Annotated in this window: 19 protein-coding genes; 14 read left to right on the forward strand and 5 right to left on the reverse strand. The window is 68.5% G+C overall.

Annotated features, from left to right (window positions below):
- Window positions 1–3: 3 nt before the first annotated feature.
- The 3 genes from NDR87_RS35830 to NDR87_RS35840 all read left to right on the forward strand — a co-directional run bounded on the left by NDR87_RS35830 (window position 4) and on the right by NDR87_RS35840 (window position 2,630).
- Window positions 4–1,779, forward strand: a complete 1,776-nt coding sequence (locus NDR87_RS35830; RefSeq protein ID WP_251918545.1) for a hypothetical protein — start codon at window positions 4–6, stop codon at window positions 1,777–1,779.
- Window positions 1,780–1,847: 68 nt separating this feature from the next.
- Entirely contained in the window at window positions 1,848–2,111 is a 264-nt protein-coding gene (locus tag NDR87_RS35835) for a hypothetical protein (protein ID WP_251918547.1), read from the forward strand.
- A gap of 75 nt (window positions 2,112–2,186) precedes the next feature.
- Window positions 2,187–2,630 carry a hypothetical protein gene (locus NDR87_RS35840; protein ID WP_251918549.1) on the forward strand — a complete coding sequence of 148 codons (444 nt, stop codon included), beginning with the start codon at window positions 2,187–2,189 and terminating at the stop codon, window positions 2,628–2,630.
- A gap of 9 nt (window positions 2,631–2,639) precedes the next feature.
- Here the strand turns inward: NDR87_RS35840 and NDR87_RS35845 are convergent, their stop codons facing one another.
- From NDR87_RS35845 to NDR87_RS35860, 4 genes are read right to left on the reverse strand one after another with little or no spacing between them, the layout of a single operon-like run.
- Window positions 2,640–4,076, reverse strand: a complete 1,437-nt coding sequence (locus NDR87_RS35845) for an MFS transporter (protein ID WP_251918550.1) — start codon at window positions 4,074–4,076, stop codon at window positions 2,640–2,642.
- Between the two features lie 36 nt (window positions 4,077–4,112).
- A complete protein-coding gene (xdhC, locus tag NDR87_RS35850; RefSeq protein WP_251918552.1) occupies window positions 4,113–4,922 on the reverse strand; it encodes a xanthine dehydrogenase accessory protein XdhC in 810 nt (269 codons plus the stop codon).
- Window position 4,923: 1 nt separating this feature from the next.
- Entirely contained in the window at window positions 4,924–7,356 is a 2,433-nt protein-coding gene (gene xdhB, locus NDR87_RS35855; protein ID WP_251918554.1) for a xanthine dehydrogenase molybdopterin binding subunit, read from the reverse strand.
- Complete coding sequence (locus NDR87_RS35860) at window positions 7,353–8,828, reverse strand: xanthine dehydrogenase small subunit (protein WP_251918556.1); 1,476 nt, start codon at window positions 8,826–8,828, stop codon at window positions 7,353–7,355. Before NDR87_RS35860 ends, xdhB begins: the two co-directional genes overlap by 4 nt.
- A gap of 581 nt (window positions 8,829–9,409) precedes the next feature.
- Between NDR87_RS35860 and NDR87_RS35865 the strand changes: the two genes are divergently transcribed.
- The 9 genes from NDR87_RS35865 (at window position 9,410) to NDR87_RS35905 (ending at window position 17,077) form a co-directional block, all read left to right on the forward strand.
- On the forward strand, window positions 9,410–9,880 hold the full coding sequence (locus NDR87_RS35865) for an SRPBCC family protein (RefSeq protein WP_251918558.1): 471 nt from the start codon (window positions 9,410–9,412) through the stop codon (window positions 9,878–9,880).
- A 32-nt stretch (window positions 9,881–9,912) separates the two neighbouring features.
- Window positions 9,913–10,878 (forward strand): hypothetical protein, encoded by a 966-nt coding sequence (locus NDR87_RS35870; RefSeq protein ID WP_251918560.1) that lies wholly within the window; start codon window positions 9,913–9,915, stop codon window positions 10,876–10,878.
- Window positions 10,875–11,933: an FAD-binding oxidoreductase gene (locus NDR87_RS35875; RefSeq protein WP_251918561.1), complete on the forward strand. Its 1,059-nt coding sequence runs from the start codon at window positions 10,875–10,877 to the stop codon at window positions 11,931–11,933. The genes NDR87_RS35870 and NDR87_RS35875 overlap by 4 nt, the downstream gene beginning before the upstream one ends.
- Window positions 11,930–13,720, forward strand: a complete 1,791-nt coding sequence (locus NDR87_RS35880) for a carbamoyltransferase C-terminal domain-containing protein (protein ID WP_251918563.1) — start codon at window positions 11,930–11,932, stop codon at window positions 13,718–13,720. The genes NDR87_RS35875 and NDR87_RS35880 overlap by 4 nt, the downstream gene beginning before the upstream one ends.
- Complete coding sequence (locus tag NDR87_RS35885) at window positions 13,717–14,358, forward strand: histidine phosphatase family protein (protein ID WP_251918565.1); 642 nt, start codon at window positions 13,717–13,719, stop codon at window positions 14,356–14,358. Before NDR87_RS35880 ends, NDR87_RS35885 begins: the two co-directional genes overlap by 4 nt.
- 149 nt (window positions 14,359–14,507) lie before the next feature.
- Window positions 14,508–15,011 carry a nucleoside deaminase gene (locus NDR87_RS35890; protein ID WP_251918567.1) on the forward strand — a complete coding sequence of 168 codons (504 nt, stop codon included), beginning with the start codon at window positions 14,508–14,510 and terminating at the stop codon, window positions 15,009–15,011.
- Window positions 15,012–15,130: 119 nt separating this feature from the next.
- Entirely contained in the window at window positions 15,131–15,385 is a 255-nt protein-coding gene (locus NDR87_RS35895) for a hypothetical protein (RefSeq protein ID WP_251918569.1), read from the forward strand.
- Window positions 15,386–15,439: 54 nt separating this feature from the next.
- A complete protein-coding gene (locus NDR87_RS35900) occupies window positions 15,440–15,631 on the forward strand; it encodes a hypothetical protein (RefSeq protein WP_251918571.1) in 192 nt (63 codons plus the stop codon).
- Window positions 15,632–15,841: 210 nt separating this feature from the next.
- Window positions 15,842–17,077 carry a lipase family protein gene (locus tag NDR87_RS35905; RefSeq protein WP_251918573.1) on the forward strand — a complete coding sequence of 412 codons (1,236 nt, stop codon included), beginning with the start codon at window positions 15,842–15,844 and terminating at the stop codon, window positions 17,075–17,077.
- A 14-nt stretch (window positions 17,078–17,091) separates the two neighbouring features.
- Here the strand turns inward: NDR87_RS35905 and NDR87_RS35910 are convergent, their stop codons facing one another.
- The gene (locus tag NDR87_RS35910) at window positions 17,092–18,021 is read right to left on the reverse strand and encodes an alpha/beta fold hydrolase (RefSeq protein ID WP_251918575.1); all 930 of its coding nucleotides are present in this window, start codon (window positions 18,019–18,021) and stop codon (window positions 17,092–17,094) included.
- Window positions 18,022–18,230: 209 nt separating this feature from the next.
- Between NDR87_RS35910 and NDR87_RS35915 the strand changes: the two genes are divergently transcribed.
- Window positions 18,231–19,196 carry an NAD(P)-binding domain-containing protein gene (locus NDR87_RS35915; protein ID WP_251918577.1) on the forward strand — a complete coding sequence of 322 codons (966 nt, stop codon included), beginning with the start codon at window positions 18,231–18,233 and terminating at the stop codon, window positions 19,194–19,196.
- Between the two features lie 33 nt (window positions 19,197–19,229).
- On the forward strand, window positions 19,230–20,777 hold the full coding sequence (locus tag NDR87_RS35920) for an alpha/beta hydrolase (protein ID WP_251918579.1): 1,548 nt from the start codon (window positions 19,230–19,232) through the stop codon (window positions 20,775–20,777).
- The last annotated feature ends 119 nt before the right edge of the window (window positions 20,778–20,896 follow it).

Below are 20,896 nucleotides of genomic sequence, written 5' to 3' on the forward strand. Positions count from 1 at the left end.
TAGATGACTCAGGGCAGCACACTTGCGCCGCTGCGGCGCGAACCCACCGAATCTGTTGTGCCCAGGGGTATTTGGGCCGGGCGAGTCACGCTGAGCGCGGGGTGGCTGACCGTCCTGCTGTTCGGCGTGCTGGCATTTCAGCGCCGGTGGATCGGTGACGACGGCATGATCGTGGTTCGGGTGGTGCGGCAGATTCTGGCCGGGGCGGGGCCGAACTACAATCCGTTCGAGCGGGTCGAGGCGGCGACCAGCCCGCTGTGGGTGTGGTTGCTGGCCGCGTTCGCCTATGTGCGGCCGGGGGATGTCGCGGCGGCGGCGGTCGCGCTGGGGCTGGTGCTTTCGATCGCTGGGATGGGCGCGGGGCTGGCCGGGTGCGTGCGGCTGCACCGGGCGCGCGGTGAGATCGGAGTACTGGTGCCGCTGGGTGCGCTGGTGCCGCTCGCGGTCGGCGGGTTCTGGGATTACGCGACCTCGGGGTTGGAGACCGGACTGAGCCTGTGCTGGTTCGGGTATGTGTGGTGGCTGCTGGTCTCGATCAACGAACGGTCCGGCCCGGGACGGGTGCTCGCGACCGCGGTGGTGATCGGCGCGGGACCGCTGATCCGGCCGGATTTTCTGCTGGCCTCGGTCGTATTCGGGGCGGCGGCGCTGCTGCTCACCCGGCCGGGTTGGCGGCGTGGCCTGGGGTACTGCGGGGTCGGTCTGGTGCTGCCGGTCGGCTACGAGATCTTCCGAGCCGGGTACTACGGCATCCTCGTGCCGCTGCCCGCGGTGGCCAAGGAGGCGAGCAGTGCGCGCTGGGGGCAGGGGGTTTCGTATCTCAATGATTTCGTCGACGCCTACCTGCTGTGGATTCCCCTGCTGATGATCGCCGTCATCGGAACCCGCCTGCTCGACCGCATCGCGATCGATCGCCGCACCGCGGTATTGCTGGCGACGCCGGTGCTGGCGGCCGTTTGCCTCGGGATCTACCTGGTTCGGGTCGGCGGCGACTACATGCATGCCCGGCTCTGGGTGCCCGTGCTGTTCGCCCTGCTGCTGCCGGTGCTGATGGCACCGCTCGGCCGTCGCCGCCTGGAGTCGACCGGGGCGGCGCTGCTCGCGGTCTGGGCGCTGATCGCCGGGTTGTTCCTCGGACCGCCTTATCACGGAACACAATTCGGCCCCACCGGCCTGACCGACGAACGTGATTACGAGACAGTGGCATTCGCCGACCCCCACCCCTCCGCCGAGTCTCGCCGCAAGGACACCACCCTCATCGCGACCCTCGCCGCGCTGACCGACCACCGCGACCGAACCCTGGTGCTGCGGACCGGCACCGCCGCCGACGGCAACCTCTGGACCATCCCGCTCGCACCGTCGTTACCCGACCGCGGCGGCTACTTCTACAACAACATGGGCATCGCGGCGGCGGTAATGCCGTTGCAGGGCACCGTGATCGACGTGAACGGCCTCGCGACCCCGCTGGCCGGTCACCTCCAGCTCGAACAGCGCGCCCGACCGGGCCACGAGAAATGGCTGCCCGCGGCGTGGGTGCTCGCCCGCTACGCCGACCCCGCCGCGATCGCGATGCTGCCCGACACCCCGGACGCGACCAAGGCGCAGGTCTACGCCGCCCGCGACGCGCTGTCCTGCGGCCGCCTCGCCGAACTCGTGGACTCGACGAGTCGGCCGCTGACACCGGAGCGTTTCTGGGCGAATCTCACCGGTGCGCTGTCGCGGACCGGCCTGCGGATACCACAGGATCCCTTCGCCGCGAAACAGCGCTTCTGTCGCTGAAATCGGCCGTGTAACGTCTTGGCCGCCAGTCCGATTCAGCCTGTGCAGTGCGAAGACAGGACTGTGGCATGAGCGAACTGCGCAGACGACAGCCATGGCGGCTGTGGCAACTGTGGCGACTGTACGAGCTGTGGCGGGTGGCGCGGCTGTGGCGGATAGGGCTGGCGAAGAAGTCACAGCTGCAGGCGGTGGCCGGTGCCGCGGCGGCAATGGGAATAATCTGTGGGAGCGTCGCATTGACCTGTTGCGCGTCCCCCACCCCGAAGGACTCCTACCCCATCAAGATCGCACCGGTCACCAAGCCGTTGCCCCCGAATTATACGCCGAGGTAAGGAGATTGGGCGTGTCGTCGGCGACACGACCGCGGCGAAGAGGCTTCCATTCGGAAGAGCATCTATCGTGGGGGGATGGCTATTCGGCGCATAGTCCTGATCGCGTTCTTGAGCGCGACCGTGGCCGCCTGCGGCGGCAACTCCGCATTCAACCCCGGCGCAAGCCCGCCCGCCGACGCCGCGGCGTCGGCGAAGGCCAAGGACGCACTGCTGCGTGGGCTCGGAGCGAACAGCTTCGCCGATCTCTGCGACCGGGTCGACTGGGCCTGTCCGATCACCGATGTGGCGGCCGAATCGGAATACGTTGTGTCCGTTCGGTCCTCGCGCACCGACACCCGCTGGGAGCCCGCCGGACGCGGCGCGCGCAGCGTGCTGAGGTATCTGCGGCAGGCCCCCGAGACGTCGAAGGTCACCACCGTCAAATACGTCAACGCCAACGGCGTCGTCCTCGACACGGCCGACCGGCTGACCTCCGCGGTCGGCGGCGACTGCGCGCTGCCGTGCGGTCGGCCGGGGTAGCGGTGGGACTCAGCCGGTGCGCTGCGAACTCAGCGGCGCGGCAATACTTTCCAGCGACCGCCCCTCGGCGCGCACCCCCAGGATCAGCTCCGCGATACCGCCGACCATCATGACGACCGCGCCGATGGTGAAGGCCAGCGCGGTGCGGCTCGGATCGCCGTCCTCGGTGAGCTCGGCGAAGACCAGCGGTCCCGCGATACCGCCCGCGGCGGTGCCCACGGCGTAGAAGAAGGCGATGGCCATCGCCCTGGTCTCCATCGGGAAGATCTCGCTCACCGTGAGATAGGCCGAACTCGCACCGCACGAGGCCACGAACAGCACCACCGTCCAGCACGCGGTGAGCGTCACGGCGGTGAGATCACCGCGCACCAACAGCATCGCGGTGCCCAGCAACAGGATTCCCGACCCCAGATACGAGCCCGCGATCATGGGTTTGCGGCCGACGGTGTCGAAGAACCGGCCCAGCACCAGCGGTCCGAAGAAGCTGCCCAGGCACATGACGGCGTAGAAGTAGCCGGTCCGGTCGCTGGGCACATCGAAGGATGTGCCGAGGATGACCGCGAAGTTGAAGGTGACCGCGTTGTAGAGGAACGCCTGCCCGACGAACAGCGCCAGGCCGAGCGTGCTGCGGCGCGGGTACCGCCGGAGCATGACCGAGGCGATCTCGCCGAACCCGGTGGAGCGGCGCTGGCGCACCTCGATGGTCTCCTCGACCTCGGGCAATCGCGCACCGGTTTCCCGGCGCACCCGATCCTCCACCCCCGCGACCAGCTCCTCGGCCTGGCGGTCGCGGCCGTGGATGAACATCCACCGCGGGCTCTCCGGCACATGCCGCCGCACCACCAGCACCAGCAGCCCGAAGATAACGCCCATCCCGAACATCAAGCGCCAGCCGATATTCGGCGCGAACAGCTGCGGATTCAGCGCGGCCACCGACAGCAGCGCCCCACCGGACGCGCCCAGCCAATAGGTGCCGTTGATGATGATGTCGATACGGCCGCGGTACTTGCTCGGAATCAGTTCGTCGATCGCGGAATTGATCGCGGCGTACTCGCCGCCGATGCCGAGCCCGGTCAGGAACCGGAACAGCACGAACCACCACAGCGAGAAGGAGAACGCCGTCAGGGCGGTCGCCACCAGATACACCACCAGCGTGACGATGAACAGCTTCTTACGGCCGTAGCGGTCGGTCAGCCAGCCGAACAGCAGGGCCCCGACACACGCGCCCGCCACATACATGGCCGCCGCCAGCCCGGACACCTGCGCCGAGGAGATCGGCAGGCCGCTGTCCGGTTCGGACAGCTTGGCCGCCACGCTGCCGACGACGGTCACCTCGAAGCCGTCGACGATCCATACCGAGCCGAGCCCGACCACGATCATCCAATGCCAGCGCGCCCACGGCAGACGATCGAGCCGGGCCGGGATCTTGGTCCGCACCGTGCTCATGCCGGTGATCTTTCCCCGCCGCGGGGTCGGGAAACCTCAGCGACGGTCGCGTTCGAAGGTGCGCAGCAGGTCGGCGGCGACGCTCACCGCGATCGTGGCGGGCTCCTTGCCGGTGATCTCGCTCAGCCCGATAGGGGTCTTGATCCGCTCGATGGCGGCGGCGTCGTGACCGCCCTCCTCGGCCAGCCGACGCCGGAACCGTGCCCATTTGGCGGCCGAGCCGATCAGCCCGATCGAGCCGAGACCGGCGGTGCGCAGGGCGGCGTCGCACAGCGCGGCGTCCTCGGCGTGATCGTGGGTCATGATGAGGATGTGGGCGCCGGGCGGCAGTTCGGCGAGTACCTCCTCCGGCAGCAGCGGGGTGTGGTACACGTGGACCTGTGCGACCGCATCGGCGAGCACGCCGAGCCGCTGCTCGGTCAACTGGTCGGGGCGGGTGTCGATCAGATGCAGATCGAGGTCCTGTCGGGCCAGGATGCGGGCCAGCTCCAAACCGACGTGCCCGACGCCGAAAATCGCCACCGCGGGCACGACGGGCAGCGGTTCCAACAGCACGGTGACCGCTCCCCCGCAGCATTGCACGCCGTGGCGGTTGGTCACCTTGTCGTTGAGGGCGAATTCCATCAGCTCCGCCTCCGGATCGGGCGCGGCGAGCAACTCGCGGGCCCGATCGATCGCGACGGCCTCGATATTGCCGCCACCGATCGATCCCCACGTCTCGGCCTGCCCCACAACGAGTTTCGCGCCCGCTCGCCGGGGTGCGTGGCCGCGCACGGTCGCGACGGTCACCAGCACGCCGGGTTCCCGGCGGGCTCGCAACCGCGCGACCGCGGCCACCCAGGTCATCTCAGGCACCGGTCAACGCGCTCGCGCGGGCCCTGTCACCACCGGCCTGACCATTTCCGTTGCTGCCGTTGCCGTTTGCGGAATACCCGTTGACCGGCACAGCGCCGCGGCGCGCGGCCTGGATCGCCCAGTACACCGCCTCCGGCGTCGCGGGCGAGGCCAGCTCGACGCTGACACCGTCAGGGCCGAATGCGGCGACGGCCTGGCGCAACGCCTCGCGCACCGAGAAGGCCAGCATCAGCGGCGGCTCACCGACCGCCTTGGACCCGTAGACCGCGCCCTCCTCGGTCGCGTTCTCGAGCAGGGTGACGTTGAACTCCTCGGGCATCTCCGAAAAGCTCGGCAGCTTGTAGGTACTCGCCGCCTGAGTGAGCAGCCGGCCGCGGTGCGGACCGTCGCCGGTGTCCCAGCGCAGATCCTCGAGCGTCAGCCAGCCCGCCCCCTGCACGAATCCACCCTCGACCTGACCGAGATCGATCAGCGGGGAGAGGCTGTCACCGACATCGTGCACGATGTCCACCCGCCGGATGCGGTAGGCGCCGGTGAAACCGTCCACCTCGACCTCGGTCGCGGCGGCGCCGTAGGCGAAGTACTTGAACGGCGAGCCCCGGAACGTCTTGGCGTCCCAGTGCAGGCCCTCGGTCCGGTAGAAGCCCGCCGCGGACAACTGCACTCGCTGGAAGTAGGCGGTGCGCACCAGATCGTCCCAGGCCAGTTCCCGCTCGCTGCCCAGGGCGCGCGCGACGCCGTCGACGATGCGCACATCCGAGGCGTTCACCCCCAATTGGGAGGCGGCGACATGCAGCAGCCGCGTGCGCAGCTGCTCGCAGGCGTTCTTGACCGCCGCGCCGTTGAGGTCCGCGCCGGAGCTGGCGGCGGTGGCGGAGGTGTTGGGCACCTTGTCGGTTCGCGTCGGGGCCAGGCGCACCTTGTGCAGCGGGATGCCCAGGGTGGTCGCGGCGACCTGCAGCATCTTGGTGTGCAGGCCCTGCCCCATCTCGGTGCCGCCGTGGTTGATCAGGACCGAGCCGTCCTTGTAGATCAGCACCAGCGAGCCACCCTGGTTGAAGGCGGTGAGGTTGAACGAGATTCCGAACTTGATGCCCGTGATCGCCAGCGCCCGTTTGGTGTTCGGGTGGGCGGCGTTGAAGGCCGCGATCTCGCGAGTGCGCTCGGCGACAGCGCCGTTTGCCCGAACCTGGTCCCAGACAATGGAAATCCGTTCCGGGTGGCCGACCGGCTGCCCGTACGGCGTGCACTGCCCCTGCCCCGGCCGGTAGAAGTTGCGCTCGCGCAACTCCATCGGGTCCAGGCCCAGCAGCGGCGCGCAGCGGCCCAGGATGTCCTCCATGACCAGCATGCCCTGCGGGCCGCCGAAACCGCGGAAGGCGGTGTTGGACACCGTGTTCGTCTTGGCGATTCGACCGGCCACGCGGGCGTTGGGAATCCAGTAGGTGTTGTCGATATGGCACATCGCCCGGGCCAGCACCGGCTCGGACAGGTCCAGGCTCCAGCCACCGTCCGCAGTCAGGGTCGCGTCCAGGGCGCGGATGCGCCCGTCGGCGTCGAAGCCGATCTTCCACGAGGCGTGGAAGCCGTGCCGCTTACCGGACATGGTGAGGTCCTGGGTCCGGTTGAGCCGCAGGCGAACCGGGCGGCCGGTCAGCGTCGCGCCGAGCGCGGCGACGGCCGCGAAGCCGTGCGGCTGCATCTCCTTGCCGCCGAAGCCGCCGCCCATCCGCAGGCACTGCACGGTCACCTCGTGGCTGTGCAGACCGAGCACGTGCGCGACGATTTCCTGGGTCTCCGAGGGATGCTGGGTGCTGCTCTGCACGAACACCTGCCCGGCCTCGTCCACCTGGGCCAGCGCCGCATGCGTCTCGAGGTAGAAGTGCTCCTGCCCGGCGAACTGGAATTCGCCGGTGAACACATGCGCCGAATCGGCGAAGCCCGACTCCACATCGCCGGTCACCATCACCGGACGCGCGCCGTGATAGCTCTCGGCGGCCATGGCGTCCTGCAGCGTGATCAGCGCGGGCAGCTCGTCGAGTTCGACCTCGACGGCGGCCGCGCCCAGCCGGGCCGCCTCCAGGGTCTCGCCGAGCACCCAGGCGACGGCGTGGCCGTAGAACATGACCTCGTCCGGGAACAGCGGTTCGTCGTGCTTCATCCCGGCATCGTTGACGCCGGGCACGTCGGCCGCGGTGAGCACACGCACCACGCCGGGCACGGCCAGGGCGGGCTCGGTGCGCAGCGCGGTGATGCGGCCATGCGCGTGCATGACCTGGACCGGATGGGCGTGCAGCACATCCTTGGTGCGATACACCAGGTCGTCGGTGTAGAGCGCGGTGCCGGTGACGTGCAGGGTGGCGCTCTCGTGCGGCATGGCCACGCCGACCACGGACCGCTCCGGACGCTCGGACAGATCGCTCATGACAGCACCGCCTCGGTGGTCTGCGTGTACAGCTTCAACAGGCTCTGGCCGAGCATGGCCGCGCGATACTCCGCGCTCGCGCGGTGGTCGCTCATCGGCGTGCCCTCCGACCGCAGGACCGCGGCGGCGGCCTCGACCGTCTCCGCCGACCAGGGGCGGCCGATCAGGGCGGCCTCGGTGTCGCGGGCGCGGACCGGGGTGGCGGCCACGCCGCCCAGGCCGATGCGCGCGGCGCGGACCATCCCGTCCTCGATGTCGAGCGCGAAAGCGACCGCGACGCTGGAGATGTCGTCGAAGCGACGCTTGGCGATCTTGTGGAATGCCGCCACCGGGGCCAGCGGCAGCGGGATGCGCACGGCGCGGATCAGCTCGTCCGGCCGCCGCACGCTGCGGCGGTAGCCGGTGAAGTAGTCGGCCAGGTCGATCTCCCGCTCACCGTCGGCGTCGGCGAGCACCACCGACGCCCCGAGCGCGAGCAGCACCGGCGGGCTGTCACCGATGGGTGAGCCGGTACCAAGATTGCCGCCCAGGGTCGCGCCGTTGCGGATGAGCCGGGAGGCGAACTGCGGGAACAGCTCCGCGAGCAGCGGCACACTGCCGTCGAGCCGCCGTTCGATCTCGGTGAGCGACAGCGCGGCTCCGATCTCGATGCGATCGGCGTCCACGCGCAGCTCCCGCAATTCGGGCAGGCGATCGATCGCGATCACGTAATCCGCCCGGCGCGCACGGATATTCACCTCCACGCCCCAGTCGGTACTGCCCGCGACGACCACCGCGTCGGGGCGTTCGCGCAGCAGCCGCAGCGCCTCGGCGAGGGTGGCCGGGCGGCGGAAGGTGCGACCGTCGCTGGTCAATTCGGTGGCGACCGGCGCGGGCGGGGACTGCTCGCGGCGCCGGGCGAGCGGATCGTCGTCGCTCGGCGTGCCCACGGCATACGCGGCATCGCGGATCGGCCGGTATCCGGTGCAGCGGCACAGGTTTCCGCTCAGCGCATGCAGGTCGAAACCGTTGGGGCCGTGTTCGCAGTCGTGCGGATCGGAGTGCGCGCCATTGGATTCCGCCGGGGCGCAGCGGTCGGGCCGGTAGTATTCGGCGGCCATGCTGCAGATGAATCCCGGTGTGCAGTAGCCGCATTGCGAGCCGCCGCGCACGGCCATCTCCTGCTGCACCGGATGCAGATCGGCGGGCGTGCCCGTCCCGCCCGCGCTGCCGAGTCCTTCGGCGGTGACGATCTCCTGGCCGTCGAGGGCGGCGACCGGGACCAGACAGGCGTTGATCGCGACCCAGTCGGTGGGCTTGCGCAGGCCCGGGCGGGCCACCAGGACCGAACACGCGCCGCATTCGCCCTCGGCGCAGCCTTCCTTGCTCCCGGTGAGGCCGCGCTCACGCAGGAAATCCAGCACCGTTGTATGCGATGCGGCCGGGGAAATCGGGGTAACCTTCCCATTGACCGTGATCCGCGCCGCTACCATGGCACATCCTCATTTCGGTATGCGGTCGATCCAATAATTCTAGTCGCCATTTCAGGAGCTTTCTATTTCGGTGGCACAGCCCGAGAGACGCGTGTCGATTCGCGCGGTGACTACAGAAGCGAAGAGGCCGGGGCCGCGCGGGCACGCCGGTAGCAGGGCTGCTCAGCAGCCGTGCGCTACCCGGCCCGGAATCCAGGACGTCCGATGAGCGAGGCGACGCAGGTCGGAGATGGTCGACATCCGACTTCGCCTCCTTTCAGCAGCCCACGAGTCGGTGCGCTCGAAACTACGTCGCGGCGGGCCGATCGGTCAAGCCGACGTGGGCGGACCGGTGGCGGTTTGTAGGAATCCATAACCGACGCCCGGCCGTTCTCGAATTGTCTCGGCGCATCGCACAAATGGATATTGCGGCAATGTTTCCGGCGGTTGACGCGCCGTTGTGAAAGTCTACGAAATGCCGGACTCGGCCTGCGGATGTCTTCATGTGTTCCACCGCTATCCGATACCGCCCGGTCGGCGGTGTACTCCTCACGCCAGTTTGCCGCAACGCAGGGGATCCCCTTGCCGGACAAGGAGTTCCCGTGCCGATCCAGCGCAAGCACACCATGCACCACTCGACCATCGTCGACGCCGATCCGGACACCGTCTGGGCCGTGGTCCGAGACGCCATGCAGGTGGTGCGCATCGTATCCGGCCACGCGGCGCGGGACGTGAGCTGGACCGAGGGCGGTGCGGTCGAGCGAGTGCCCGCGCGCTACGACTTCACGCTGGTGTTCAACGACGGCCTGGTCCAGCAGGAGGTGGCCGGGCGCGACGAGGTGCGCCGCTCGCAGACCTATCGGGCCGTCGCGCCGACGATGGGCGTCACCGCCTACCTGGCCACGATTCGCGTCCGCACGATCACCAACGATCCGAACCGCAGCTTCTTCGAATGGTCCCGGGAGCTGACCATCGCCGAGGACGCCGATCCCGAGGTCATCGAGGCGATCATCGCCATGATGGCCAAGCAGACCGACGCCGTCCGGGATCATTTCGCCGCCTCAGGGCACTAGGCGATCACCGCGACATACATCGAGGAGCAACCTTGACCGATTCAACCTCCGGTCGTCACATCGAAATCGCCTGGCCCGCTGTGGGTATCACCGTGACCGCCGAACTCGACGATCGCAACGCCGCACTGGCCGACGCGCTGTGGGAAGCGCTGCCCTATCGGAGCCTGCAGGGGCACGCGCTGGTGGCGGGACATCATCTCTATCACGCGGCGCCGATCCCCTCCCTGCTGCATCTGCCCGCGACCACGCGATTCGATCGGCGCGAGGCGCCCGACGGGACCGTATTCTGTTCGGCGCTCCAGCATCTGGGCATCAAATACGGCACGCTGACCGAACCTATGCCCGCCTCCCCGGTCGGCCGGGTGCTGCCGGCGGACATGCCCGCACTGCTCGAAGTCGGTCGCGCCGTGTGGGATTCGGTGTATTCGACCAAGCAGCCCATCCTCGCCGAGGTCCGCAAGGCGGGCACGGCGGGCGGGCATCGCATTCCGCATGTGACCGCCGCCGATCCGGAGGCGAACCGCCTGATCCACGAGGTACACGCCGAGACCGAGCGGATCTGGCTGTCCGAACCACCCGAGCTCGCCGATCTGCACCGGGGTAGGATCCCCTCCGGCGCGGGGAGTTTCGACACGGTGCTGCCCACCCTGCTGTTCGTCAACGGCGAGACGCGCCCGCTGGGATATGCCACCTACGGCGGGCTGGTCCGGGCCGCGGTCGCGGAGATGCCGATGGATTCGCTGCGCCAGATGGCGCGGTTGCTGATCGGCGTTCCGGCGGAATTCCTCGGTTACTGCGGTCTGGAGCGGCTGTGGGCCTTCACCCAGCGCTTTCTGGCCTGTCTCGACCGGCTCGACCGCGACGACTTCCTGGCCGTGGCGAGCCAGATGGCCCTCTACGTCAACTGCCTGGGCGGCTGGAATCTGCACCTGTTCCCCTGGAACACCGGTGACCATCTGCGGCAGTTGCGCCCGGCCGAGGCGGGACGGCCGTCATGAGCGCGCTGCCCGAACGGACCGACGTCCTTGTCATCGGCGGCGGCGTCATCGGGACCTCGATCGCATGCCATCTCGGCGCGGCCGGGGTGGGCACCGTGCTGCTCGAACGTGGCATGCTCGGATCGGGTGCGTCCGCGGCCACCGCGGGCGTGCTGCGGACCTACTTCCCCGGGGCCGCCGCGACCGGCGGCCTGGCCGTGCGCAGCCTGGCGGCGTATCACGGCTTCGCCGAGCGCACCGGGACTCCGCTGGGCCTGCGGCGGGTCGGGTTCCTGGTGCTGTTCACCGAGGACCATCAGGTGGCGGAGTTCCGGCGCGAGCAGGCCGCCCAGCGAGCCGCCGGGGTCGAGATCGAGCTGGTCTCGGCTTCCGAAGCGGCGCAACTCAATCCGCTGCTCGACGTGCGCGCCGTCGTGGCGGCGGCCTGGTCGTCGCAGGCGTATGCCTGCGACCCCCTCGCCATCGTGCGCGGGTACGCGGCGGCGGCGCAGGACGCGGGCGCGATGTTGCGCACCGAGACTCCCGTGCTCGGTATCGAGCCCGATGGTCGGGTGCACACACCCGTGGGCAGCATCCGGGCCGACACCGTCGTCTGCGCGGCCGGTCCCTGGGCGGGGGCGGTCGCCGCGCTGGCCGGGGTCGACCTGCCTGTCACCACCTACCCCATCGAACTGCTGCTCACCGATCCGCCCGCCGCACCGCTCACCACCGTGCCGATGACCCTGCACGCCGCGACCGGGCTGCGCATCCGGGCGTGGCGCGACCGCGTCCTTGTCGGGATGGGTGTGCCCGATTCGGGCGAATCCCGGGCGGACTGGCTGGGGCGGCTGGCGAAGCAGCTCGGTGACACGTATCCGGCCCTGGCCGGTACCCGCCTGCATCGGGGGTGGAGCGGGCCCTTGGATGCGAGCGCCGACGGGTCCGCCGTCATCGGCCGGGCGCCCGCGCGACCCTTCCTCTATGCGGCCGGATTCTCCGGTCAGGGAGTGTGTCAGGCGCCCGCTGCCGGGGAGATCGTTCGCGACCTGCTGGCCGAGGGGAAGGGATTGTCATGATTGTGTTGGGGTGCAACGGTTTCACCCGCGTCTCGCAATACTTCGCCGAGAATTTCGATGCGGTCGGCACCGAGCGGCACTATCTGCTGGGCCACGACGCCGGGGCCGCGCTGCTGGTGGATGGCGAACTGGTCGCGGCCGTGGAGGAGGAGCGGCTCAATCGGGAGAAGAAGACCACCGATTTTCCAGTCGGTGCGGTGCGGTGGTGTCTCGACCATGCTGGGGTGGACTTCTCCGATATCGATCTCATTGCCATTCCGTGGGACTTCTCCGCCGAGGTCTTCGACGGGCTGTTGCGCGACATCGTGTCCGCGCCGATGCCGGCCGCGAACAAGGTGGGTCTGGTTCGGGCCATCGGCGGGTTGTGCACCGAAATCGTCGGCCACGAGGCGATGCTGGCCGACTTCGCCGCGCGCACCGGTTTCACACCCGATCCGGACAAGGTGGTGTTCGTGCCGCATCACCTCGCCCATGCGATGACCGGCTACTACCTGGCGGGCATGAAGGATGCCGCGTTTCTGATCAGTGATGGTCGCGCCGAACGGTTTTCGGCGCTGATGGGCGAGATCCGCGACGGGCGGATCCGGGTCTTCGACGAAACGGCCATCGGTGCGGAGTATTCGATCGGTCTGCTGTTCGGGGCGATCACCCGGTACCTGGGGTTCGTGCCGAACAACGACGAATACAAGATCATGGGCCTGGCCGGATATGCCGAACCGCCGTCGCCGAATCCGTTTCTCGAGCATTTCGTCGAACTGCACGAGAATGGGCGATACAGGTTCCGGCAACCGCTCGAGACGGATAACCCGCGCGGCCTCGAGCCGCTGTTCGAACAGTATTTCGGGCCCGTGCGGCACACTCTGGAGTACCGGGCCCGGATGGCAGCGGCGGCCCAGCAGATGCTGAGCGTGGTCACCAGCCATCAGCTGCGCGCGCTGGCGGGCAAGACGGATCTGAAGCGGGTGCTGTTCGAGGGCGGTGTGGCGTTGAACTGCCTCAACAACACTCCGTTGTTGGCGGGGTCGCGGTTCGACGATATGGACGTCGGTTTCGGTGCCAGCGATACCGGCATCGTCATCGGTGCGGCGGTGCATGCCTGGCTCGGTCGCTCGGGGAGGGTGACGACCGCGCCGACGGTCACGCCCTATCTGGGACCGGAATACGACGATGCGACGATCGAGCACGCGCTGCGGGAATTCGGCGGGCGGGTGGTATGGCGGCGGCACGACGATGACGAGGTCGTCGATCAGGTGGCGAAGCTGCTCACCGAGAAGGTCGTCGTCGGATGGTACGAAGGCCGGATCGAGCATGGGCCGCGGGCGCTGGGGCACCGCAGTATCCTTGCGAATCCGCGGTTTTCGGATATCAAGGACGTCATCAATACCAGGGTCAAACATCGCGAACCGTTCCGCCCGTTCGCGCCGATCGTGCTCGAGGCCGACGCGCCGCGGATCTTCGAGATGGGGCGCAAGACCCGGTCGCCGTATATGACATTCGTATTCCCGGTGCGGCCGGAATTCCGGGACGTGATCCCGGGTGCGACCCATGTGGACGGCACCTCGCGGGTGCAGACGATCACCGATCGGGACACCCCGCGGCTGGCGGCGCTGTTGCGGCGGTTCACCGCGTTGACCGATGTGCCCTGTCTGATCAATACGTCGTTCAATGTGGCGGGCGAGCCGATCGTGTGCACCCCGGCAGACGCGCTGGGGTGTTTTCTCGGCACGGAGATCGACTATCTGGTACTCGGCAATTACCTCGTCACGAAAACCGAGGCGGCGCAATGACATTCCCCGGCGATCCCGGGACGGCGACGACGCTGCTACTGCTCCGGCACGGTGCGACCGCGCTGACGCCGGAGCGGCGGTTTTCCGGCAGCGGCTCGGACCCGGGACTGTCGGCGGCGGGATGGCGGCAGGCCGAGGCCGCCGCGCAGATGCTCGCGAAGCGCTGGCCGGTGCGGGCGGTGGTGTCCTCGCCGCTGCGCCGGTGCCGGGAGACCGCCGCGGTGGTCGCGCGTCGGCTGGGCTTCGATGTCCGGATCGATGCGGGCTGGCGCGAGGCGGACTTCGGGGTCTGGGATGGGCTGACCTTCGCCGAGGTGCGCGAGCGCCATCCGGACGAGCTGGCCGCGTGGCTGGCCTCACCCACGGCGGTGCCGGGTGGTACGGGCGAGTCGCTGGCGGCGGTGACGCGCCGAGTCGAACCGACGCGGGACAAGTTGCTGGCGGGTCACCCGGGGCAGACGGTGCTGGTCGTCTCGCATGTCGCGCCGCTGCGGACGCTGGTCCGGCTGGCGCTGGGCGCGCCGCCGGAGGCGCTGTTTCGGATGGAGCTGGCGGCCGCATCGGTGTCGGCGGTGGCCTATTCCGAGGAGGGGAATGCGTCGGTGCGATTGCTGAACGACACCTCGCACCTGCGCTGAGGGCGGTAGGAATTCCGCCTGGAATCACCTTGTCGAAGTCTACGAAAACCCGGTGTCGGCCCGTCGGCGTCTTTATGTCTTCCGCCGCTATCCGACGCCACCAGTTTGCCTGTGTACTGCTCATGCACATTGAAACAAAAGGAGTGACCGTGACCGCGCACACCCGGGAAATGTCCGTTCAGGAGCTCGAGCGCGCCTGGATGGACGAGGCGATCAGGTTGGCCACCGACAGCGTCCTGAACGGCGGCGGCCCGTTCGGCGCACTGGTCGCCAAGGGTGGCGAGATCGTCGCGATCGGTAACAACCGGGTCACCGCGACCCTGGACCCAACCGCCCACGGCGAGGTGAGCGCCATGCGCGCGGCCTGCAAACAACTGGGCACCTTCTCCCTCGAGGGCTGCACCCTCGTCACCTCGTGCGAGCCCTGCCCGATGTGCCTGTCCTCGGCCCTGTGGGCGCGAGTCGACCGGATCATCTATTCCGCCGATCGGCACGACGCCGCCATGGCCGGATTCGACGACCGCAAGTTCTACGATCTGTTCGAAAAGAAGCCCCAGTCCATGTGGCCCACCCGCGTCGAACAGCTCGACCTGCCGAACCGCACCGCGCCGTTCGAGGCGTGGCTGGCGAAAACCGATCGCATCGATTACTGAGGCCACACCGAACACGTTGATGCGCAAGCTGTTACGGTCGCGCGGTGCCGTCCTGTTACCACGTCACGTCGGTACTCAACCGCGCCTCGATCGCTCGATACGGTCTGGACTGGCGCCGCATGGGCGCCGCGCGTGGGATCGCCGGTAGCTACCGGCCCGAACAGCAAGGCTGTTTCCTCGCGTTGAACGAGTTCGAGTGCGAATGGTTCGTGCGCATGAACAACACCGGAGGGCCCGTGGACGTGTGGGAGGTCCACGGGATCGAGACCGCCGACCTTGTCCTGTCGCCGCACGGCTTTCATTACTTCCCAGGCGTGATCGCGCCCGCTCGGCTCCATCTGCTGCGGCGGGACGTGCCGCCCGAATCGGACTGAGCGCGCGTCCGAAAAGATCGACGGTCACCTCGACAATGCTGATACGGTCTGGCAATGAAGCCTCTGTCGCCGTTGGCATTCCGCGTCTTCAGCGTAGTGTGCGGGTTCCTGATCGTAATCTGCCTGCTGACACCCATGCTGGTGAACGGGGCAGGTTTCAGCGGAATCATCGGATGGGCACTGGCCGGGGGCTTGCTCGCGGTGTGGATCGCGTCGGCCGTATCGGTCTGGCGCGGGGGCAGGTGACCGGCACACCAGGTCGGCGTCACCACACTCCGTCGGGCATCTGGCCGCAGCGATCGATACCGCCGTTGACTATTCGCAGAGCTGACCCGTTCGAATGGGTCGCGAGTATCGTAAGCTATTAATTAGCTATCGCCATTGGCGGCGTCACTCGGCAAGCTCGACTCGGATTGTCGACGGGAGGCTGGACCGCGAATGTGGATGATGCGCCGGATGGTCTTCGGTTTCGCAACCTCAGTCGCGCTGATCGTGGGCGCGAATTCGGTCGTGGTGGCCGATGAGGGCTACAACCCGCTCGATGGTGTCGCGCCCGCGATGCCCACGCTCGGCGGGGCCGATCCCTGGTATGACGCTCCGCCGCTGCGCGGGGACGAGCAGCCGGGGACGGTGCTGCGGGTGACGCCGTTCGAGGCGCAATTTCTGGTGGCGCGGTTTCCGAATATCGACTCCTACCGAGTCATGTACGTGACCACGGGGCCGCGGGGCGAACTCGCGACGGTGACTGCGGCGGTGTTCGTGCCGAAAAATCGGTCCGACCGTCCGCGCGTGCTGCTCGGTATCGGTGGAATCGACGACAGCATGGGGAGCTACTGCCATCCGACCAGTTGGTGGTCGGGCGGGGATCCGATGGATGCGCCGAATGCCGCGGCGACGGCGCAACCGATGCTCGCCGCGCTCGGCGCGGGGTCGGTGCTGATGATGCCGGATCTCGGCAACAACGGTGGCCAGGCTCCGCTGCCGGTCATGGTGCCGCGGTTCAGCGGTCACGCCATGCTGGACGGCCTGCGCGCGGCCCTGCGAATGCCGCAGGCCGGACTCGATCCGGCGGTACCGATCGGGATATACGGCCCCAGTGGGGGTGGTGGCATCGCCGCGGCCGTCGCCGCCGAACAACAGCCCGATTACGCGCCGGAATTGAATCTGCGGGCGGTCGTCGAAGGCCAGATCATTCCGGATCACGAGAACTTCATCCGCGCGAACGACGGCGGAATGGGTTCCGGGTTCGCCTTCGTCGACCTGCTCGGCCTGGCGGTCGGATATCCGGAAATGCGGGTCGACGAGCGGCTGACCCCGCTGGGCCGCACCATCGCCGACACCTTCCGGCGCACCTGCGGGGTTCAGCCGTTTCTGGGGCTCGGTTTCGTCCCGCTGCGCCTGCTGTTCACCGATGGAATCAGCCCCGCCGATTTCCCCGGCTACCGATCGGCATTCGACGACTCCGCGATCGCCACCCCGAATTCCCCCGCTCCGCAGGCGAAGCTGCGCATGTTCAGGTGTACCGACAACAACAGCATCACCTCTCTCACGCCGGTATCGGATCTGGCGCGCGCGGTCGCGAACTACCGCGCCGCGGGTGTCGACGTGGACGAGCACATCATCGATTGCGGGCGACCCGATTTCAAGATGGACAACGGCGATATGGACTGGCTGCTGCGACAGACCCTGTGACGGTGTTGCCGCGATCATCGACCGGTGAGGAAGCCGTCGATCGGGGCGGCGCAGGCGGGGGCGTCGTCGAGCCACGGGTTGTGGCCGCCGGGGACGACCGCCAGCTCTGCAGCCGGGATCTGCTCCACGCTGCGACGGCCCCGCTGGGGTGCGCAGAACGAGTCCTGTTCGCCCCAGACGAACAGCAGCGGGGTCGTGATGCCGGTGAGCTCCGCCTCGCTCAGCACGTTCTCGGGGCGAGGGTTTCTGCCATTCATCAATCGGCACAACAACTTCCGATACGAGGCGGCCTTGCCCGGCAAGCGCAGCGGCAGGCGATGCAGGTCCAGGAGCTCGTCGGACATGCCGCGCGCCGCGTCCATCCCGATCGCCTCCGCGAGGGCGGCGCGTGCGACGAAGCACGGGGACGGTAGCCGCATCAGCTGCTGCTGGACCCGCCCCCACACCGGGGAGGTCAGTGCCGCCATCGACGCGGTGCCGCGCGTGCCGGGCAGTGCCGTCGCGGGCGCGCCCACGATCACCGCTCGCGATAGGCGTGCGGGGGCATCCAGCGCGGTCCACAGGGTGAACAAGCCGCCGAGCGAACTTCCGACGACACTCGCCCGGGCCAGCCCGAGCCGGTCCAAGGTTCCGGTGAGTACCTCGGTCGCCAGTTGACGCAGCGGCGGGCCGTGCCAGTGGTAGGCGGAGGCGAGACCGTGTCCGGGCAGATCGACGAGGAGGTGCCGGTATCCCGGTAATCGCGCGGCCAAGGGCGCGAAACCCATGGCCGGAGTGGAGATCCCGTTGATGTACAGCACCGGCTCACCCGCGCCCGCGGCCAGGACGCGTAGCCGGACCGACGGCCGCTCGAGAGCGACGACGCACTCGGTCAGCCGCAGCCCGCACGCGTCGGCCACGCGCCGTTCCGCGGCCCGGATCCGTCGCTCGAGTCTGGCAGTCATGGAGCCACTGTCGCCGCAGGGGGTGGCTGGTGTCTTGGACGAATGTCCCCGCCCGTCAGCACCATCCGCGTCCGACCGTCGGCGGTGACTCCGGTCATAGCGCGCCCACGCGAGGCCGCCCGGACCTGGTCGCTTACCTGAACGTTGGGCAACCACCAGGGCAGGTGCGTACTTGTCGCCGACGATGCGGGTGCGGAGACTCGGTCCTCGTGAATACTCCGGTAACCGTGCTCGGCACGGGCTCGATGGGATCCGCGCTCGCCACGGCCTTTCTCGCGGCGCGACATCCGACCACCGTGTGGAACCGCGACCCGCGACGGGCAGCTCCGCTGGCGGCCGCGGGCGCGAACCAGCGGCTCGACATCGCCGACGCCGTCGCCGCCAACTCGCTGATCATCGCGTGCCTGACCACCTTTGCGGCCACCCGCGAGAGCCTGGCGGCGGCGGAGACCGAACTGCGGGGGCACGCGCTCATCACGCTGAACAGCGGGTCACCCTCCGAGGCAAGGGAATTCGCGCACTGGGCGACCGAACGCGGGGCGCGTTTCCTCGGCGGGGCGATCAAGAATGTGCCCTCGGCCGTCGGCAGGCCGGACACGCTGCTGTATTTCGGCGGCGAGCGAGCGGTCTTCGACGAGTATGCCGACACACTGCGGGTGCTGGGTGGTGACCTCGTGTACCTGGGCGCCGAACCGGATCTGGCCGCCCTCTACGAATCCGCCGTCGGAGCCACGCTGCTGCCCACGCTGCTGGGCTTCTTCGAGGGCGCGGCGGTGCTGGCCGCGCGTGGTCTTCCGGCGCGCACGATGGTGCCGTATTCGATCAAATGGCTGCAGATGATCGAATCGCTCCTACCGATCATCGCCGAGGAGATCGATACCCGGGACTACACCCGGCTCGGCTCGTCGGTCGCGCTGTTCGAGACCGCGATCGGCGCCGACGAGCGGCTCGGGCGGGAGTCGGGCATCGATGTGTCCTGGCACGCTCCCATGCACGACCTGCTTCGCCGCGCGGTGGCCGAGGGCCGGGGGAGCAGAGCATCACCGCACTGGTCGAACTGCTCGCCGCACCGTCCGGCTCCGACAAGTCCTGAGTACCACTGGCTTTCGGACGCCTCCCCGCTCCAGCCGAACTGGATATCGCTTAGCAGAGATTCTCCGTATCTGCTGAGATGATGCCATTGGCCATCGGTGGCGAGGAGAACGACCATGCGAATGCCGCGGCTACTCGTTCCACTCGCCGCCGCGACGCTCCTGTTGTCCGTCTGCGTGGGCGACGCCCTCGACCCGGCGAACAAGCCCGCACGCGACGCCTACTACGACCAGAATGTCCGCTGGAAGCACTGCGCGAAGGGCGAGGGGCGCAGCTGGTTTCTGGATATCCCGGCCGACGGCCGTCTGTGCGCGCGCATCCTCGTTCCGCTCGATTATCGGGGCAGCCGCCCGGTGGCCCCCGGGCGGGTGAAATCCGTCTCGCTCGCCGTCGCACGGCTGGTGGCGACCGGCGAGAAACACGGCACGCTCGTGCTGATCAGCGGCGGCCCCGGCCAACCGGGTCTCGGCATGCTGGATATGCCTTTCCCCGAGCCGATCCGGCGGCATTACGACATCGTCTCCTACGACCCACGCGGTGTCGGTCGGTCGACGCCCGCGATCCACTGTGCGTGGAACAGTGCCGAACTCCTCGATGAGCAGGACTCGGCCACCGCCACCGAGGCCGCGCGCCGCGAGTTCGTCGACTCCTGCGTGAACCGCACCGGCGCGAGAGTACTGCGGCACATCGGTTCCGACGAGGCCACCGACGATCTCGACATCATTCGCGGGGTGCTGGGCGAGCAACGGCTGAATCTCCTTGCCGCGTCGTACGGGACTCAGATCGCGGCGATGTACATCGACCGCTATCCGCAGGGTTACCGAGCCGCCGCGCTCGACGGTGTCGTCGATGTCACCGAAGGGTTTTTCGAGATGTGGATGGGACAAATGAGGGGCTACCAGGACACGTTCAATCGGGTAGCCGCCTACTGTGCGGGACCGTATCGCACGGAATCGCGCGGCGAATGCCCGCTCGGCGGCGATCCAGCCAAGGCACAGAACGTCTTTCACGGCATCCTGCGCGGCCTTCACGAGCGTCCGGCACCGGCGGACGAGCGTGCGCCGGTCGAGCCGGGCACCGTACTGCAAGCCATGATCACGGGATTCCTCTGGCCGGAGGGCTGGGCTCCCTTCCTGGACGCGCTCGTTGCCATCCAGCACGGCGACGGCACCCCCATGCGCAAGCTGGCGAACGAGGAGTACGACGAGACCCCGCCTCGAACACCGTATGACAGCATCCTCAGCGACAATGCCCTGGTAGCGATCACGTGCGCCGATATCGCCGAGCCCACCAGCGACCGGGCGGCCAGGCAGGCCGATCTGGCGGCGCTGCACCACGCGGCGACCTACGACGACTACCGGCCGCGTCCGACCGAATTCCCGCTCGGCACCTGCGATTTCTGGCCGACCCCCGGCACCGCCAAGGCCTACCGGCCGCACCGCGCGAACGGATCGCCGCCGGTCCTGTTCATCGGCACCCGCCACGACCCGACCACCCCGCTCCGCAACGCCGAACGCATGGCCCAGTACCTCCAAAGCCCCCTGCTGATCCGCGAGGGCGACGGCCACACGTTCGTCTTCAACGACGTCAACTCCTGCATCGATGATCTGGTCGTGCGCTACTTCGAGAATCCACCCGCCGCCCGCAGCGCGATCTGTGACTAGGGCGTGTCCTGTAAGTCATCGCAGCCAGAGGATGATGGCGGCGATGGTGAGTTCGGCCTGGTAGTAGGCGGCGCGTTTGGCGTAGCGGGTGGCCAGCTCCCGGAATTGTTTGAGCCGGT

Source organism: Nocardia sp. CDC159, assembly GCF_023740735.1.
Lineage (GTDB): Bacteria > Actinomycetota > Actinomycetes > Mycobacteriales > Mycobacteriaceae > Nocardia > Nocardia pulmonis.